The organism is Streptomyces echinatus, from assembly GCF_014203595.1.
Taxonomy (GTDB): Bacteria; Actinomycetota; Actinomycetes; order Streptomycetales; family Streptomycetaceae; genus Streptomyces; species Streptomyces echinatus.
The window spans coordinates 424,400-440,798 of record NZ_JACHJK010000001.1 but is presented as its reverse complement, the minus strand read 5'-3'; the positions used below and the strand labels follow the sequence as shown (position 1 = coordinate 440,798).

Sequence of the window (16,399 nt, the reverse complement as noted above, 5' to 3'; positions counted from 1 at the left end):
TGGGATCCACACAGAACGCGATGTCCAGATCCCGCCGGTGGGCGGGGCGGCGCGGCGGGACGCTGGGGACATGACGACACACATCGCCCGCCCCATCACGGCGGCGGTCCTGAAGGAGCTGCGTACGGCCGACGACGCCGGCCGCCCGATGGCTCCGCTCACCGACACGGAGGGCGGCGCGCCCCTGCGCTGCTGCCTGCGCCACAGCGGGCCCGGTGAGCGGATCGCCCTGGTCTCGTACGCACCGCTGCGCCGCTGGGCGGCGGAGACGGGCGCCGACCCGGGCGCCTACGACGAGCAGGGCCCGGTCTTCGTCCACGCCGAGGAGTGCCCGGGCCCGGACGGCGGCGCGCTGCCCTTCATCAACTCCCACCGCACGCTGCGCCGCTACTCGGCCGACGGCCGGATCCTCGGCGGCCGGCTGGTGGCGGACGCGGACGCCTTCCCGCCCGCACTCGCGGACGCCTTCGACGACCCGGAGGTGGCACTGGTGCACGTCCGGGCGGTCGAGTACGGGTGCTTCCTGTACGAGGTGCGCAGGTCCTAGTCAGGCGCGCGGCCCCCGGGCCGGTGCGTCCGGGCCGGTGCGTCCGGGCCGGTGCGTCCGGGCCGGTGTGTCCGGGCCGGGGTGCCGGGGCCGTGCGTCCGGGCCCGGACACGGCGAGGCCGGACGGGCGGGGGCCCGTCCGGCCTCGCCGGCCGGCGACGCGGTGGTCCGCGACCGTGATCAGCCCACCACGACCACCACGACACCGGTGCCGAAGCCGTTGCCGTAGCCGAAGCCGTTGCCGTAGCCGCCGAAGAAGTTGTTGTTGAAGCCGCCGAAGCCGCCGAAGCCGCCACAGCCGCCCCAGCCGCGGAAGCAGCCGTGGTTGGGGGAGGCGGAGACCTGAGTCGGGGTGGCTGCCGACGCCGTACCCGCGGTGCTGATGGCGGCGCCTGATGCCAGAAGTACGCCCGCCGCGGATACCGCGAAGAGACGCCTCACGCGTTGTGCTTTCATGGGCCTACCTTCCTTCCACGCCCTCGGGTGGGGTTTCCGCTACGGGGGCGATGGCCGCTGCCGCGGTGCGAAACGGGCACTGCGCGGTCTAGGTGTTGCCGCGGGGGACGAGGCACGGCCTGCGTCACCTGGGCCGCCGGCCCCGTGTCCGGGGCACTTGTCGACGGTGGGGCACACTGCCCGATCGCGGCCCTCCTCCAACACGCTAGCCGCCCCTCGATCGCTCGGCATCTCGGACGACCGCCGGCCCGGGGCCTCGCCGCTCCGGGTACCGCCGGGTCGCCGCGGGCGGCTCCGGCCCCCGGGGCCGGCCCGGTCCGGACGAGCGGCCCTACGCCGCCCGGCCCGCCGTGCGCCGCAGCGCCCGCAGCACCCTGTCGACCGCCGGCGCCTCCCCGGCGCCCTTGCGGACGGCCGCCACCACGTGCCGCACCGGGCGGTCCGCGCCCAGTTCCCGCAGGACCACGCCCGCGCCCCGGCCGGCCGCCATCCTCGGTACCAGGGCGACGCCCATCCCCGCCTCCACCATGGCCAGGATCGCGGTCCAGCCGGAGGCCGAGTGGCCCTGGTGGGGGCTGAAGCCGGCCGCCTCGCAGGCCCGGCGGGTGATGTCCGACCAGGGGCCGCTGCCGCCGAAGATCCAGGACTCGGCGGCCAGGTCGGTGAGGGTCAGCCGGTCGGCGCGGGCGAGCGGGTGGTCCGGGGGCAGCGCCACGTCCAGCGGGTCGGCCAGCAGCGGGACGTGCGTGAAGCGGGGGTCGGCCGCGCTCGGCGCCTCGGCCGCGAGGGACAGGGCGAGGTCGACGTCACCGGCGGCCAGCAGGTCGTACGCCTCGGCGGCCTCCGCCTCCCGGACCCGGACGGTCACCTGCGGGCTGGTCTCGCGCAGGGCCCGGACGGCCGGTACGACCAGGGCGGGCACGGCGGTCGGGAAGGCACCGACGCGGACCTCGCCGGCCTCGCCCCGCGCGTAGGCCGCGAGGGCCGCGTCCGCCCGCTCCAGCTGCTCGAACACCGCCTCGGTGTGCGCCAGCACCAGCCGCGCCGCGTCGGTGAGCCGGACCCGGCGGCCCTGGGCCTCCAGCAGGGGCACGCCCAGCTGCGCGGCGAGGTTGGTGAGCTGCTGGGAGACCGCGGACGGGGTCATGTGCAGGGCCTCGGCCGTCGCGGTCACGGTCCCCCGCTCGCGCAGGGTGCGCAGAATCCGCAGCTTCCTCAGCTCCCACTCGGCCATGCGCGCACGCTACACGCCGTCCCCGCGGCTCCCGCGGGCCACCGGAGCGTCCCGCGTGCGAAGTTGCCCGGTGCGTGGAGCTGCTCCCCGGGTGGAGCTGCTCCGCCGCCGGAGTCGCCCGGCGCGGAGTCGCCCGGTGCGCGGGGTGGCTCGGGCGGTGCGCGGGGTGGCTCGGGCGGTGCGCGGGGTCAGCGGCGGGAACCCGCGCCCAGTACGACCCCGGCCAGGATCAGCGCCAGGCACAGCAGCCGGGGCCAGCCGGTGTGCTCGCCCAGCACGGCCCAGGACAGCAGGGCCACGCAGACCGGCTGGAGGTAGTACACGATGCCGGCGCGGGTCGCGCCGATCAGGGCGACGGCCTTGTTCCAGGCGAAGAAGGCGAGCGCGGAGGAGACCACGCCGACGTAGAGCAGGGGCAGGACCGTGCCGGGGGCGGGGCGGAAGCCGCCCTGCACGACGAGGCTGACGGCCTGTGCGGGCACCAGCAGCACGGTGCCGGCCAGGAACGTGATGAACAGGAAGGCGGTACCGCCGAGTTCGGCCGGCCGGCGGCGCAGCAGCGCGCTGTATCCGGCGAAGCAGCAGGCGGCGGCCGGCATCCACAGGGCCCCGGCGGAGAAGCTCGCGCCGCCGCCGACGAGCAGCGCCACGCCCGCGCAGGCCAGGAGCAGCCCGGAGGCGCGCCGCGCGCCGAGCCGTACGCCGCCCAGCCGGTCCAGCACGGCCATGAGCACCGGCGAGGCGGCCATGATCATGCCCATGGTGGCGGCCGGGGTGGTCAGGCCGGCCTGGTTGACGAGGGTGTTGTAGACGGCGACGCCGAGGAGGGAGACGAGGAGGACGTACGGGGCGTGCCGCCGGAACAGATGCCGTTGCCGCCAGGCCTGCCGGGCTCCGAAGGGGGCGACGGCCACCAGTGCGATCACCCAGCGCCAGAAGGCGTGCTGGACGGGTGGGACGCTGTCGTGCAGTCCGCGCGCGGTGACGAAGCTGCCGGACCAGACGACCGTGGCGAGCGCCGCGCACGCAAGGCCGAGGAGGGGGGCGGCCTTGCGCGGGCGGGTGGTGCGGGGGGCTTGGGCGGTGGTCGTCCGGTGCGCGACGGTGGTCACGGGGAGCCTTTCCGGGAAGGGTGGCGGGGTCTGTCGCCTCTACCGTCGCAGCGCCGGAACTGTCAGGTCCATCGAATCTTTGTGACCGTTCTTTTCAGCAATCCTGAATGATCGGATCTTCCGGCCGCCGAGCTGCGCGGCCACCGTGGCCCCGAACGCCAGGGTCATGCCCGCCATCTGCACCGGCGTGAGCGCCTGGCCGAGGGCCGCCCAGCCGACGACCGCCGCGGTCAGCGGGGACAGCGGGCCGAGGAATCCGGCCTGGGTGGCGGTGAGCCGGCCAATGCCGCGGAACCAGAGCCAGTAGCCGACGGCCGTGTTGGCCAGGGCGAGATAGAGGTAGCCGCCGACGGCACGGCCGTCGAGCGCGGGCGGGGCGCCCTCGACCAGGGCCGCGAGCGGGGCGATGAGCAGGCCGCCCGCGGTGAGCTGCCAGCCGGTGAGCGCCAGCGGGCCGACACCCTCCGGGCGGCCCCAGCGCTTGGTGAGCACGGTGCCGGCGGCCATGGAGAGGGTGGAGGCGAGGGCCGCGAGGGCGCCGACCAGATCGAGCGCGCCGGCCCCCTTCAGCACGACGAGGCTGACGCCGAAGGCGGCCACCAGCCCGGTGAGCAGCGTGCGGGGAGCCGGCCGCTGGCCGAGCAGCAGCGCCGAGAGCCCGACGACGAACAGCGGCCCGGCCGAGCCGACGACCGCGGCCATCCCGCCGGGCAGCCGGTACGCCGCGACGAACAGCAGCGGGAAGAAGGCGCCGATGTTCAGCGCCCCGAGCGCGGCCGCCTTGGCCCACCAGATGCCGCGCGGCAGCACGCGGGTGACGGCGAGCAGCAGCAGGCCGGCCGGCAGGGCCCGCATCAGGGCCGTGAACAGGGGGCGGTCCGGCGGCAGGAACTCGGTGGTGACCGCGTAGGTGGTGCCCCAGGAGACGGGAGCGAGCGCGGTGAGGGCTATGACGCTGGTGGTGGAGGTTCCGGCCAGGCGGCGGATGGCCATGGGAGGGGCCCCTTCGGGAGAGGTTCGGACTAGGTCGCTGGTGATTAGCTTAGCGCTAAGCGACTTAGCGTCAAGTGACTTTCTTGCGAACAAGTGGAAGAGGGTCAATACTTTTCGGCATGCAGCCACAGCCAGCGGACTCCGTCGACGCGATCATCGAGCAGTGGGCGCGCGTGCGCCCCGACCTGGACACCCGGGCCATGGAGGTCTTCGGCCGGATCTTCCGGCTCTCGCGGGCCATGGGCGACCGGATGGAGAAGGCCTACAAGGCCTACGGCATCTCGCGCGGCGAGTTCGACGTCCTCGCCACCCTGCGCCGCTCCGGCGAGCCCTACACCCTCTCGCCGCGCCAGCTCTCGGGCACGCTCATGCTCACCACCGGTGGAATGACCGGCCGGCTCGACAAGCTGGAGCGCGCCGGACTGCTGCGCCGCTCCCCCGACCCGCACGACCGGCGCGGCCTCCAGGTGACGCTCACCGAGGAGGGACTGCGGCTGATCGACGAGGCGGTGGGCGCCGGCCTGGCCCAGGAGAGCGCCGCCCTGACCGCCCTGGACCCCGATCGGGCCGGCCAACTGGCCGACCTGCTGAGGGAGTTGCTGAGCGCGACGGGCGAGTAGCCGACGGACGGCCGGACGGCACGCGGGCCGGATGGCCGGACGGCACGCGGGCCGGAAGACCGGCGACGGGTGGGCCGTGCGGGGGCGGGACGCCGGCGGCGGGCGGGCCGGGTGGGGGCGGGAGGCCGGGCCCTGCGGGGGGGGCGGGACGCCGGCGGTGAGCGAGCCGCGTCTGGAGCGGAAGTCCGGCGGTGAGCGAGCTCTGCGCGGGCGGAAGGTCGTGACGGCCGGGTAGTCGGCGCGCGGGCGGGGGGCCGGCGGCGGGTGGGTGGTGAGGGGTGCGGGCGGTGGGCGGTGGGGTGCCGGGTCAGGCGGTGGGGCCGAGGTGGCGGGCCAGGGCCGCCTCGAGCTCCGCCGGGGCGGCCGAGTCGGCGGCCCAGGCCGCGTATCCGTCGGGGCGCACCAGCACGGCCGTGCGGCGGTCGCCCGCCCACCGGGCCACGGCCAGCCGGTCCGCGCGCCCGGCCCCCGCCTCGTACGGCTCCGGCGTGATCAGCACGAACCGGCCGCCGCGCAGCGCCTCGTACAGCCGGCCGCCGTCGGCGAGGGTGACGTCCGGGATCCGGGCGCCGGTGAGCCGGTGGGCCCCGCGGGGCGCGGGGTAGCGGTAGCCGAGGCCGGTGATCTGTCCCGCGACCTTGCGCCGCGCCGGGCCCACCGCGTCGAGGAACGAGGTGAGGGCCGCGCGTGCCGCCAGCGTCCAGGGCCGCTTGGCCATGGCGAGGCGGACGATCCCGCCGCTGCTGCGCAGCACCGCCCGGCCGACGGGGTGCCGCTCGGCCTGGTAGGTGTCGAGCAGCCCGGGGTCCGCGTGACCGCCGACGACCGCGGCCAGCTTCCAGCTCAGGTTCGCCGCGTCCTGCAGACCGGTGTTCATGCCCTGACCGCCCGCCGGAGTGTGCACATGGGCGGCGTCCCCGGCGAGGAAGACCCGTCCGACCCGGTAGGCCGGCGCCTGGCGCTCGTCGCTGTGGAAGCGGGACATCCAGCGGGCGTCGTACATGCCGTAGTCCCGGCCGAGGGCGAGGCGGACGATCTCCTTGACCTCGGAGAGGTCCAACGGCGCGCTGTCCGGGACGTCGCGGCCCCGGTGCCAGCCGATCACCCGGTAGTAGCCGTCACCGAAGGGCGCGAGGAAGGCGAAGGCGTCCCCGACCGCGTTGGCGGTGAGCAGCGTCGGGGGCTTCTCGGCGAGCCGTACGTCGGCGAGCACGACGGAGCGGATCACCGACCGGCCCGGGAAGGGCAACCCGATGGCCTGCCGGACGGCACTGCGCATCCCGTCCGCCCCGACGACGTACGCCGCCCGGAGCGACTCCGTGCGCCCTTTTGGCCCGCGGGCCTCGATCGTCACGCCGTCGGCGTCCTGGCTCAGCCCGGCCAGCTCGGTCTCGTACCGGAACTCGGCCCCCGCCTCCGCCGCGCGCCGCCGCAGGACCTTCTCCACCTCGTACTGCGGGAGGACCAGGAGGTGCCGGAAGCGGGAGGGGAGAGTGGAGAGGTCGATGGTGAGGCGGCCGAAGAGGCCGATGCGGTCGAGGGGCCGCCCCACCGCTTCGAGGTCGTCGGCGAGGCTCCGCGGGCCGGGCGCGGACGAGGGGCGGGCGTCGAGCTGTTCGAGGGTGCGGGCGTGCAGGACGAAGGCGCGGGAGAGGTTGCTGATCTTCTGGGGGCGCTTTTCGAGGACGGTGACCGCGATGCCGGCGGTGGCGAGGTCGCCGGCCAGGAGAAGGCCGGTGGGGCCGGAGCCGACGACGACTACAGGGCGCCGCGTGTCTTCGGTGCCGGTGATGCCGTTGGTTCCGTTGGTTCCGTTGTTTCCAGTGGTGCCGGACATGAGGGCCTCCTGGTGTGCCAACGCTCGTTCGCCATCCGCTGTTTGCCATCCGCTGTTGGCCCTCACCTGTTGGCCCTCACCTGTTGGCCATCCGCTGCCAACCGACAGCGGTAGGCCACAAACGTGGGCCATCCCAGGAGAGGCCAACAAGCGTGTGCCAACGCTTGTTGGTCAACGCTTGTTGGCAGCCTAGGCCGCCCCTGGAAGTGAAGTCAACACTTGTTGGCCTACGTTCGTTGGCCTACGCTTGTTGTCATGACGGCCAGCACACACCCCGAGCAGCCGGGGCCCCCGCCCCGCCGCTCCGACGCCACCCGGCGCGCCATCCTCGCCGCCGCCCGCGAGCGCTTCGCCTCCGACGGCTACGAGCGGGCCACCATCAGGGCCATCGCCCGGGACGCCCGGATCGACCCGTCCATGGTGATGCGGTACTTCGGCAGCAAGGAGGGCCTCTTCGCCGCGGCGGTCGCCCTCGATCTGCGGCTGCCGGATCTGACAGGGGTGCCGCGGGACGAGGTGGGCCGCGCGCTGGTAACCCACTTCCTCGGCCTGTGGGAGGAGAACGAGGAGCTGACGGCCGTCCTCCGGGTCGGCGCCACGAACGAGGCCGGGGCCGAGCGGATGCGGGGCATCTTCCAGGAGCAGCTGCTGCCGGTGGCCCGGCAGGCGTGCCCCGACCCCGAGCAGGTCCCCGCGCGGGCCGCGCTGTGCGCCGCGCAGCTGCTGGGGCTCGCCCTCACCCGCTATGTGCTGCGGCTGCCGCCGGCCCGGGCGCTCGCCCGTGAGGAACTGGTGGCCTGGCTGGGCCCGACGGTGCAGCGGTACCTGACCGCGCCGAACCCCTGACCCGCCGGGGACACGAAAACGCCGGGGGCGCCGGTCTCACCCGGGTACGCGTGCGTGCGTACCGACGGGAGGACGGGCGCCCCCGGCGAACGGTCCAGGGGGGTCCGGTCAGGCCTGGGCCTAGACCCGGGCGCCGGACTTGACGTCGATGTTGGACGAGGTGGTGTCCTTCTTGGCGCGCGACTTGTCGAGCACCATCACCAGGCCGGCGATCACCACGAACAGCACCAACGGGGCAATGACGTAGAGGCCCAGCGTCTCGATGACGCTCAGGCCCGAGCCGGGGTCGTCACCGTCGTCGCGGGTCAGCGCGAGCGCGGGGGACGACATGAGCAGCATCATCAGCGTCGTACCGGCAGCCAGGGCGCCGGCGCGCAGGGCGTTCTTCTTGTCCACGGTGCCAAAGTTAGCGAACGGCCGATGAGCGCGCGCGCCCGGGGTGCCGGTAGTGGCACGCGACCGCCCCGCCGTGACGGGGTCCGGCGGCGCCGGACCCCCGCCTCGCCCGGGCGGCCCCGTCCTCAGACCCCGGACGGGCCGGACGGGCCGGACGGCCGGAGCACCTGGAGCAGTGCCCGCAGCCGGGGCGAGGCCACCAGTTCCTCCAGGGGCACCGGCCGGCCCTCCCGGTCCGCGATCGGCAGCCGCCAGTTGGGGTACTGGTCCCAGGTGCCCGGGAGGTTCTGCGGGCGGCGGTCGCCGATGCCGTCCGGGAGCCAGACGCCGATCAGCCGGGCCGGGGTGCGCAGCAGGAAGCGGTGGACGGCGCGGATCTCCTCCTCCTCGTCGGATCCGGGCGGTCCGGCCGCCGGGCTGTCCAGCAGGCCGAGGCTGCCCAGCAGGGCGAGCCACTCGGCGGTGTCGGCGACGGCCTCGGCGCGTTCCTCGGTGGCGGACCGGGTGAGCAGGCCGAGGCGGTCGCGCAGGTCGACGTGGTCGCCGGTGAGCCGGGCGGCGGTGGGCGGCAGGTCGTGGGTGGTGGCAGTGGCCAGGCAGTCCGCGCGCCAGCGCTCGGGCGGCAGCGGGCGGCCGTCGCCCTCCCAGTCACGTTCGAACCAGAGCACGGAGGTGCCGAGCACCCCGCGCCGCTGCAGTGCCTCGCGCACGCCGGGCTCGACGGTGCCCAGGTCCTCGCCGATCACGACCGCCCCGGCGCGGGCGGCCTCCAGGGCGAGGATCGCGAGCATGGCGTCGGCGTCGTAGTGGACGTAGGTGCCGTCGGTGGGCGGGCTGCCCTGGGGGACCCACCAGAGCCGGAACAGGCCCATGACGTGGTCGATGCGCAGGGCGCCGGCGTAGCGGAAGAGGGCGCGCAGGAGGTCGCGGTAGGGGGCGTGGCCGGTGGCGGCGAGCCGGTCGGGGCGCCAGGGGGGCAGTCCCCAGTCCTGGCCGCGGGCGTTGAAGGCGTCGGGCGGGGCGCCGACGGACATGCCGGCGGCGAACACGTCCTGCTGGGCCCAGGCGTCGGCGCCGGACGGGTGCACGCCGACGGCGAGGTCGTGCACGATCCCGACGGACATGCCGGCCTCGCGGGCGGCGCGCTGGGCGGCCCGGAGCTGGCCGTCGGTGAGCCAGGCGAGGCGGGCGTGGAAGGAGACCCGGTCGGCGAGTTCGGTGCGGGCGCGGGCGGTGGCGGCGGAGCGGGGGTCGCGCAGCCCGTCCGGCCAGCGGTGCCAGTCGGGGCCGTGCAGCTCGGCGAGGGCGTACCAGGTGGCGTGGTCGTCGAGGGCCGGGCCGTGGGCGGCGCGGAAGGCGTCGTAGGCGGCCTGCCGGCCGGGGCCGAGGGGGACGGCCAGGACCTGCTCCAGGGCCTGCCGCTTCAGTTCCCACACGGCGTCCCGGTCGATGAGGGCGCCCTTGTCGAGGACGTCGGCGCGCAGCCGCGCGGCCCGGTCCAGCAGTCCGGTCAGCCGCTCGCGGTCCTCGGCGTACGCGAATTCGGGGATGTCCTCGACGCGCAGGTGGACGGGGTCGGGGAAGCGGCGGGAGGAGGGGCGGTAGGGGGAGGGGTCGGTGGGGGCGCCGGGTACGGCCGCGTGCAGCGGGTTGACCTGGACGAAGCCGGCGCCGGCGGCGCGTCCGGCCCAGCCGGCCAGTTCGGCGAGGTCGGCGAGGTCGCCCATGCCCCAGGAGCGGTGGGAGAGCAGGGAGTACAGCTGGACCAGGAGGCCGTGGGAGCGGCCGGGCGGGGCGGGCAGCCGGTCCGGGGCGACGACGAGGAACGTCTCACCGGTCCGTCCGTCGGGGGCGGTGGCGGTCAGCCGGTGGACACCCGGCGGGAGGCCGGCGACTAACGCGACTCCGTCCCGTACGCCTCCGTGCCGGACCCCTCCCTCGCGGACGCCTCCGTCCTGCATACCTCCCTCACGGACGCCTCTGCCCGGGATGCGAAGGTCCGCCGTCTCGTCGTGGATCTCCCCGTCCTCCGTCTCGACGCGCAGCCGGGTGCCCGTGGGCAGCGCGGTGAGGGCGGCGGGCGGCTCGGCGCCGGCCCAGCGCACCACGGTCGGCGGCAGCAGGCGCTCGCGCAGTTCGCGTTCCCGTGCGGTGAGGGCGGCGCGCACGGCGGCCGGGCCGGTCGCGTCGACGCCGAGGGCGGTGAGGGCGGCGGTCACGGCGGAGGCGGGGACCTGGACGGTACGGTCCGGGGCCGGGCGGTAGGAGGTGGCGACCCCGTGCAGCTCGGCGAGCCGGGCGAGGTCCTCCGTGAGGGGCTCCTCGGGCGCCGCGGCCATCTACAGCCCCGGTGCGAAGGAGTCCGGGACCGGGTCGGACTCGCTGGTCAGCGGGGCGGCCTCGGCGAGCGGGGGCTCGCTGGTCAGCGGCTCGGCGTCGGGCAGCGGCGGCTCGCTGGTCAGCGGTGCCTGCGCGTAGGCGCTCTCCGCGCTGAAGACGCACGACAGCGCCTCGTCGGTGTCGGCGGACGGGTCCGCCCCGGGTTTGAACTGGGCCGGGAACGTGAGACGTGCCGATGCGGCCACGGGGGCCTCCTTAGGGTGCGCCGGATGCTTCGGCTCTGGACGGGTTACGGCAGGCCTACCCCGTGAGCCCCGAGCCACGCGCGGCAAAACCGGCGCACCGGTGGATCCGTCCACGGACCGGCGCCCGGCCCCCGTACGGCCCTGACGGCGCGCGGACCGGGCACGGCCCGGGCACGGCCCTGTACGCGGTGCGTGGGGGCGCGGGGAACCGCGCGGGCGGCCACGGCGGACCGCGGCCGACGCACGGCCGCCACCACGCCCGTCGTGAGCACGGACACCCGCCCCTCGTGAGCACGGACACACGGGCCCCGAGGCCGTGGGACACACGTGCCCCGAGAGCATGGGACACACGTGCCTCGTGGGCATGGGACACACGAGGCACGCGGCCCCGGACACACAGGCCCGGATCTAGGGGGCTTCGTTTGGATCAGCCCGGGTCCGCGACGCCCGGCACGGCACCTCGCCGCGTTGTCGGACCACCCGAGTACGCCCAGTACGCGGATGGTCCTCCGCCTTGCGATGCACCGCACCGGACGCCGCGGCCTGATCCGACCTGATCCAAACGAAACCCCCTAGGCGGAGATGCCGTCGATCCGGGCCAGAGCGTCGTCCGCGCCGTACGGCTGCAAGTACGGCATCCAGCGCGGGTCCCGATGCCCGGTGCCGATGATGCGCCAGGCCAGCCCGGTCGGCGGAGCCGGCTTGTGCCGCAGCCGCCAGCCCAGTTCGACGAGGTGGCGGTCGGCCTTGACGTGGTTGCAGCGGCGGCAGGAGGCCACCACGTTGTCCCAGACGTGCTTGCCCCCGCGGCTGCGCGGGATGACGTGGTCGACGCTGGTTGCGACGCCACCGCAGTACATGCACCGGCCCCCGTCCCGGGCGAAGAGCGCCCGGCGGGTAAGAGGAACGGGCCCCCGATAGGGAACCCGGACGAATCGCTTGAGCCGGACCACGCTGGGTGCGGGGACTGTGACGGTCGCGCTGTGCAGGAAGGCGCCGGATTCCTCCAGGGAGACGGCCTTGTTCTCCAGGACGAGGACGAGCGCGCGGCGGAGCGGTACGACGCCGAGTGGCTCGTACGACGCGTTGAGGACCAGGACATGCGGCACGGGTGCCTCCTTGGGCGTCGGCGGCGCGTGGCTCGCGCCGGGACGATCTGCAGTCAGTCTCCCCTCATGCCTGGTGGAAGCGCCACCATGTCCCGGTAACGGGCTGGGAGTGTTTTCGACCACACCTGATACATCCCCCGGGGCATGACCTGTTCAAGCCGGGGTGAGCCGTGTCTCTCCTTCGCGCCTCCTGTGCGGATCGGCACGGGGCACACACGATGCCCCGTTAGTGTGGTGGTCCTGTCCGTCCGGTGACCTTTTCGTGACCTTGACCGCCCGCCGGTACGGACCGCGCAGCACCTTGGAGGTACCTGCCGTGTCGTCCCTGCCCGCCGTTCTGCTGGCCGCCGGTGCGTCACCGTCCCCCACGCCGTCACCCTCGTCGACGGCCCCGGCCGTGCCGACGCTCCAGGACGCCCAGGAGAGCGCGACGAACGCGGCGAGCTGGGTCGAGCAGAACTGGTCGACGTGGCTCGCGATGGGTCTGCAGATCCTGCTGATCATGGCCGTGGCGGTGGCGCTCAGAGCGGTGGTGCGGCGGGCGATCACCAAGCTGATAGACCGGATGGGCCGTGCCCCGCAGGCGTCGGACGGCGGCGCGCTGGGCGGGCTGCTGGTCAACGCCGAGCGCCGTCGGCAGCGTTCGGCGGCGATCGGGTCGGTGCTGCGGTCGGTGGCGAGCTTCCTCATCCTCGGCACGGCCGCGCTGATGGTGCTCGGCACCTTCAAGATCAACCTGGCGCCGCTGCTGGCGTCGGCCGGTGTCGCGGGTGTGGCGATCGGTTTCGGCGCGCGGAACCTGGTCACGGACTTTCTGTCCGGCGTGTTCATGATCCTGGAGGACCAGTACGGCGTCGGTGACGTGATCGACGCGGGCGTGGCCTCCGGCGAGGTGATCGAGGTCGGGCTGCGCGTGACCAAGCTGCGCGGCGACAACGGCGAGATCTGGTACGTCCGCAACGGCGAGGTCAAGCGGATCGGAAACCTGTCGCAGGGCTGGGCGACGGCCGGGGTCGACGTGACCGTGCGGGCGAGCGAGGACCTGGACCGGGTCAAGGCCACGCTGGACGAGGTCGCCGAGAAGATGAGCAAGGAAGAGCCCTGGAACGAGCTGCTGTGGGGTCAGATCGAGGTGCTCGGCCTGGACTCGGTGCTGATCGACTCCATGGTGGTGCGGGTGTCGGCGAGGACGATGCCCGGCAAGTCGGTGACGGTGGAGCGGGAGCTGCGCTGGCGGATCAAGCGGGCGTTCGACGCGGCGAGCATCCGCATCGTGGGCGGCGCGACGGCGGCGGAGGACGTCGAGGACGCCCCGGACCCGACGGCGGCGGTGGCGGCCCCGTCGGTGTACTCCAAAGCGGACTCGCCCCAGACGGCGGCGGCGTCTCCGATCGTCTCGCAGCGACCGGCGCCTCCGGCGAAGTAGCGGAACGGTTCAGCACGCTCGTTCGAGTGAACGGGATGGGGCATTCCGGCGCGGGAGCGCACGGGGTGCCCCATCGTTCTGCCGGGGGGCCCAGTGCGGGCTTAGCCTGGCAGCAGCGTGACGAGGAGAAGCGATGAGCGCCGAACCGATCCTGGAGCCGGTCATGACGCAGGTGGACCCCATCGACCTGTTGAGCGCGTTCGAAGAGGCGTCGCCGATGCCGATTCGACCGGAGTACGTCGAGGGGACCGCCATGGTGCCGCCGCAAGCGAACGACGACCACAACCACGGTGCCGGGGAGCTGTTCTACCAGTTCCGGTCCGCCGGAATCGATCTCGTGGGCTTCGGCAACGGATACCGCGCCGCCCACGGAGACGGCAGGACCATGGCTCTGGTCATTCCGGACTTCTACGTCCGTCGCCGCAGGCCGACCGAGCTCGACGAGTCGTACTGCAAGGCGAACAAGGGGTGGTACCCCATCGACATGCTCGCCCTCGTCGGCGAGGTCACCTCCACCAACCACGAGACCGACACCGGCCCCAAGTTCCGTACCTACGCCGCCGCCGGCGTCCCGGTCTACGTCCTCGTCGACCGCCACTCCGGGACGGCCCACTGCCACACGGACCCGGTCCTTCCCGGCGACGACCCCACCGAGGCGTACTACGCCACCGACACCAAGGTCTCCCTCGGCGAGCCCCTCCCCCTCCCGGCCCCCTACCCCGCCCTCGACACCACCCCGTTCCTCACCGACTGATCCGCCCGCGGGCCGGCCGGTACGCCCGCCGCGAGGCGCTCGTGACGAACTCCGAGCCGGGGCAGGCGTACAGATCGCCTTCACTGGAGCCCCCCATTCCCTCCGCATCCGGTGATCCTTTAAGGTCACCAGCACAACGGACCCTTGTTCTGGAGCGCGACGTCGCCCGGGGGCCCGTCTCGAATGTGGGGAAGCATGCGCAAGCTCGCCATCGGCACCGCCCTGTCCGGTGCTCTGGCCCTGGCCGGCCTGGCCGCGCCCGCCGCGTCGGCGGCCGGTACGCCGGACCTGACGTTCTCCGGCGTGACCGTGAACCACGGCAAGCCGGTCGTGGTCGGCGCCGCCAAGGCGGTGACCATACCGGTCTCGTACACCCTGACCCGGCCCAAGAACCTGGTCATCGACCAGGACAAGACCGTGCAGGCGGTGATGCTGTACCGCGGAACCCTGAAGTCGATGGACAACGACATGGGTCCGAACACCCCGCCCGTCTGCAGGACGACCGTCACGACCGACACCACGGTCACCGAGCACTGCACCGAGAAGGTCATCGCCGATCCGGGCATGTCGCTGTACGAGGCGGGTGACGCCGGCACCTGGAAGGCGGCCGGCATCTACGTGCACAGCGACGAGAGCGTCTCGGACGACTACCTGCACGGCGAGAACGAGGTGACGGCCTGGGGCAACCTGGCCTCCGTCAAGGTGCTGCGCGCCGCCCTGCTGACCGCGGACGCCGCCCCGGAGCCCGTGACCAAGGGCAGGACGCTGACCGTCAAGGGCAAGCTGACGCGCGCCGACTGGGCGACCGGCAGGTACACCGGTTACCTGAAGCAGAAGGCCGTCCTCCAGTTCAAGGCGGACGGCGGGGCGTACGCCGACGTCAAGACGATCACCACCGGCACCGGGGGCGCCCTGTCCACCACGGTGAAGGCGAGCCGGAGCGGCACCTACCGCTTCGTCTTCGCCGGTACGGCCACCACGGCCGCGAAGACCTCCGTGGGCGACCACGTGACGGTCAAGTAGCCGACGGGGCCGACCGCGCCCCGCCGCCGACGCCCCCGAGGTAACGACTCTGTTGCCTCGGGGGCGTTGTCTATTGACGCCTCCTTCGTCCTGGGCTTACGTTCCTCCCACCCGAATAGGAAACTTTCCTAACAGTGATCTTCCGGCGTCCGGCGATCAAGACTGGACGTCATGCCCAGGTCACTGAAAAACTGGGCGGCTGGAAAGGCAGGTGTTCGACCCCATGGCAGGAACCGCCGGCACGCCGGGCACCCCGCGCGTCCTGCGCGCCATGAACGACCGTGCCGCGCTGGACCTGCTGCTGGAGCACGGGCCGCTGTCGCGCACCCGGATCGGCAAGCTCACCGGCCTGTCCAAGCCCACCGCCTCGCAGCTCCTCGCCCGCCTGGAGGCGGCCGGACTGGTCCGGGTCACCGGCACCAGCGAGGGCCGGCCGGGCCCCAACGCCCAGCTGTACGCGGTCGATCCCACCGCCGCGTACGCCGCCGGGCTCGACGTCACCCCGGACCGCATCCGCGCCGCGGTCGCCGACATCACCGGCCGCACGGTCGGCGAGCACGAACTGCCCACCCCCGGCCGGCACCCGGCGCAGCCGGTCGTCCAGCAGGTCACCGACGCCCTCGACGGCGCCGTCAAGGCCGCCGGGCTCGCCCGGTCCGACGTGCACCGGCTGGTCATCGGCACCCCCGGCGCCTTCGACCCCAACACCGGGCGGCTGCGTTACGCCTCCCACCTGCCCGGCTGGCACTCCCCCACGCTGCTCGACGAACTCGCGGCGGCGCTGCCGATGCCGGTGGAGTACGAGAACGACGTCAACCTCGCCGCCATCGCCGAGCAGCGGCTCGGCGCGGCCCGCGGGCACGCGGACTTCGTGCTGCTGTGGAACGAGGAGGGCCTCGGCGCCGCCCTGGTCCTCGGCGGCCGGCTGCACCGCGGCTGGACCGGCGGCGCCGGCGAGGTCGGCTTCCTGCCGGTGCCGGGCACCCCGCTGGTCCGGCAGGTCGCCAAGGCCAACAGCGGCGGCTACCAGGAGCTGGCCGGCTCCCAGGCCGTACCGCGGCTGGCCCGCGAACTCGGCGTCCCCGACGTGCCGTCGGGGCCGCACAGCGAAGCCGCCGCCGCACTCGTGGCGCGCGCCGCCGACCACGCGAGCGGCCCGCACCGGGAACTCCTCCAGGCCTACGCCACCCGGCTGGCCACCGGTCTCGCCTCGCTCGTCTCCGTCCTCGACCCCGAGCTCGTCGTCCTCAGCGGCTCCGCCCTGACGGCCGGCGGCGAGGTGCTGCGCGCCCTCGTCCAGGCCGAGCTGGAGGAACTGGCCGCGGCCCGGCCCCGGCTGGTCGTCGGCGACGTCCGCGAACACCCCGTACTGCGCGGTGCGCTGGAGTCCGCGCTCGCCGCCACCCGCGACGAGGTCTTCGACACCTCGCGCTGAGCCCCGCCCACCCCCTTCCGGCACCC

Annotated in this window: 16 protein-coding genes; 7 read left to right on the top strand and 9 right to left on the bottom strand. The window is 74.2% G+C overall.

The annotated features are described in order from the left end of the window. The first annotated feature begins 70 nt into the window (after positions 1-70). A complete protein-coding gene (locus tag FHS34_RS01905) occupies positions 71-547 on the top strand; it encodes a DUF1203 domain-containing protein (protein WP_184959538.1) in 477 nt (158 codons plus the stop codon). Positions 548-727: 180 nt separating this feature from the next. Here FHS34_RS01905 and FHS34_RS01900 read toward each other — a convergent pair whose 3' ends face one another. The 4 genes from FHS34_RS01900 to FHS34_RS01885 all read right to left on the bottom strand — a co-directional run bounded on the left by FHS34_RS01900 (position 728) and on the right by FHS34_RS01885 (position 4,342). Then, entirely contained in the window at positions 728-1,003 is a 276-nt protein-coding gene (locus FHS34_RS01900; protein WP_221508409.1) for a hypothetical protein, read from the bottom strand. Between the two features lie 331 nt (positions 1,004-1,334). Further along, positions 1,335-2,237 (bottom strand): LysR family transcriptional regulator, encoded by a 903-nt coding sequence (locus tag FHS34_RS01895; RefSeq protein ID WP_184959535.1) that lies wholly within the window; start codon positions 2,235-2,237, stop codon positions 1,335-1,337. Positions 2,238-2,425: 188 nt separating this feature from the next. Then, entirely contained in the window at positions 2,426-3,349 is a 924-nt protein-coding gene (locus FHS34_RS01890) for a DMT family transporter (RefSeq protein WP_184959532.1), read from the bottom strand. Between the two features lie 39 nt (positions 3,350-3,388). Beyond that, complete coding sequence (locus FHS34_RS01885; RefSeq protein ID WP_184959530.1) at positions 3,389-4,342, bottom strand: EamA family transporter; 954 nt, start codon at positions 4,340-4,342, stop codon at positions 3,389-3,391. A gap of 119 nt (positions 4,343-4,461) precedes the next feature. Here FHS34_RS01885 and FHS34_RS01880 point away from each other — a divergent pair, with 119 nt between their 5' ends. Then, positions 4,462-4,962 carry a MarR family winged helix-turn-helix transcriptional regulator gene (locus FHS34_RS01880; RefSeq protein WP_184959527.1) on the top strand — a complete coding sequence of 167 codons (501 nt, stop codon included), beginning with the start codon at positions 4,462-4,464 and terminating at the stop codon, positions 4,960-4,962. Positions 4,963-5,269: 307 nt separating this feature from the next. Here the strand turns inward: FHS34_RS01880 and FHS34_RS01875 are convergent, their stop codons facing one another. Beyond that, positions 5,270-6,799 carry an FAD-dependent monooxygenase gene (locus FHS34_RS01875; RefSeq protein WP_184959524.1) on the bottom strand — a complete coding sequence of 510 codons (1,530 nt, stop codon included), beginning with the start codon at positions 6,797-6,799 and terminating at the stop codon, positions 5,270-5,272. Between the two features lie 255 nt (positions 6,800-7,054). On the opposite strand from FHS34_RS01875, the gene FHS34_RS01870 reads away from it, so the two are divergent. Beyond that, positions 7,055-7,645 (top strand): TetR/AcrR family transcriptional regulator, encoded by a 591-nt coding sequence (locus FHS34_RS01870; RefSeq protein ID WP_184959523.1) that lies wholly within the window; start codon positions 7,055-7,057, stop codon positions 7,643-7,645. Positions 7,646-7,765: 120 nt separating this feature from the next. On the opposite strand, the gene FHS34_RS01865 is transcribed toward FHS34_RS01870, so the two are convergent. The 4 genes from FHS34_RS01865 to FHS34_RS01850 form a co-directional block, all read right to left on the bottom strand. Further along, positions 7,766-8,041: a hypothetical protein gene (locus tag FHS34_RS01865; protein WP_184959522.1), complete on the bottom strand. Its 276-nt coding sequence runs from the start codon at positions 8,039-8,041 to the stop codon at positions 7,766-7,768. Between the two features lie 125 nt (positions 8,042-8,166). Continuing rightward, on the bottom strand, positions 8,167-10,380 hold the full coding sequence (gene malQ / locus FHS34_RS01860) for a 4-alpha-glucanotransferase (protein ID WP_184959520.1): 2,214 nt from the start codon (positions 10,378-10,380) through the stop codon (positions 8,167-8,169). Next, positions 10,381-10,626 carry a hypothetical protein gene (locus tag FHS34_RS01855; protein WP_184959519.1) on the bottom strand — a complete coding sequence of 82 codons (246 nt, stop codon included), beginning with the start codon at positions 10,624-10,626 and terminating at the stop codon, positions 10,381-10,383. Positions 10,627-11,198: 572 nt separating this feature from the next. After that, the gene (locus FHS34_RS01850) at positions 11,199-11,735 is read right to left on the bottom strand and encodes an HNH endonuclease (RefSeq protein ID WP_184959517.1); all 537 of its coding nucleotides are present in this window, start codon (positions 11,733-11,735) and stop codon (positions 11,199-11,201) included. Between the two features lie 316 nt (positions 11,736-12,051). On the opposite strand from FHS34_RS01850, the gene FHS34_RS01845 reads away from it, so the two are divergent. The 4 genes from FHS34_RS01845 to FHS34_RS01830 all read left to right on the top strand — a co-directional run bounded on the left by FHS34_RS01845 (position 12,052) and on the right by FHS34_RS01830 (position 16,373). Next, a complete protein-coding gene (locus FHS34_RS01845; protein ID WP_184959376.1) occupies positions 12,052-13,161 on the top strand; it encodes a mechanosensitive ion channel family protein in 1,110 nt (369 codons plus the stop codon). A gap of 133 nt (positions 13,162-13,294) precedes the next feature. Continuing rightward, positions 13,295-13,915, top strand: coding sequence for a Uma2 family endonuclease (locus FHS34_RS01840; protein WP_184959373.1), 621 nt, complete (start codon positions 13,295-13,297; stop codon positions 13,913-13,915). A gap of 195 nt (positions 13,916-14,110) precedes the next feature. Next, positions 14,111-14,938 (top strand): hypothetical protein, encoded by an 828-nt coding sequence (locus FHS34_RS01835; protein ID WP_184959370.1) that lies wholly within the window; start codon positions 14,111-14,113, stop codon positions 14,936-14,938. 223 nt (positions 14,939-15,161) lie between these two features. After that, positions 15,162-16,373: an ROK family transcriptional regulator gene (locus FHS34_RS01830; RefSeq protein WP_184959367.1), complete on the top strand. Its 1,212-nt coding sequence runs from the start codon at positions 15,162-15,164 to the stop codon at positions 16,371-16,373. The last annotated feature ends 26 nt before the right edge of the window (positions 16,374-16,399 follow it).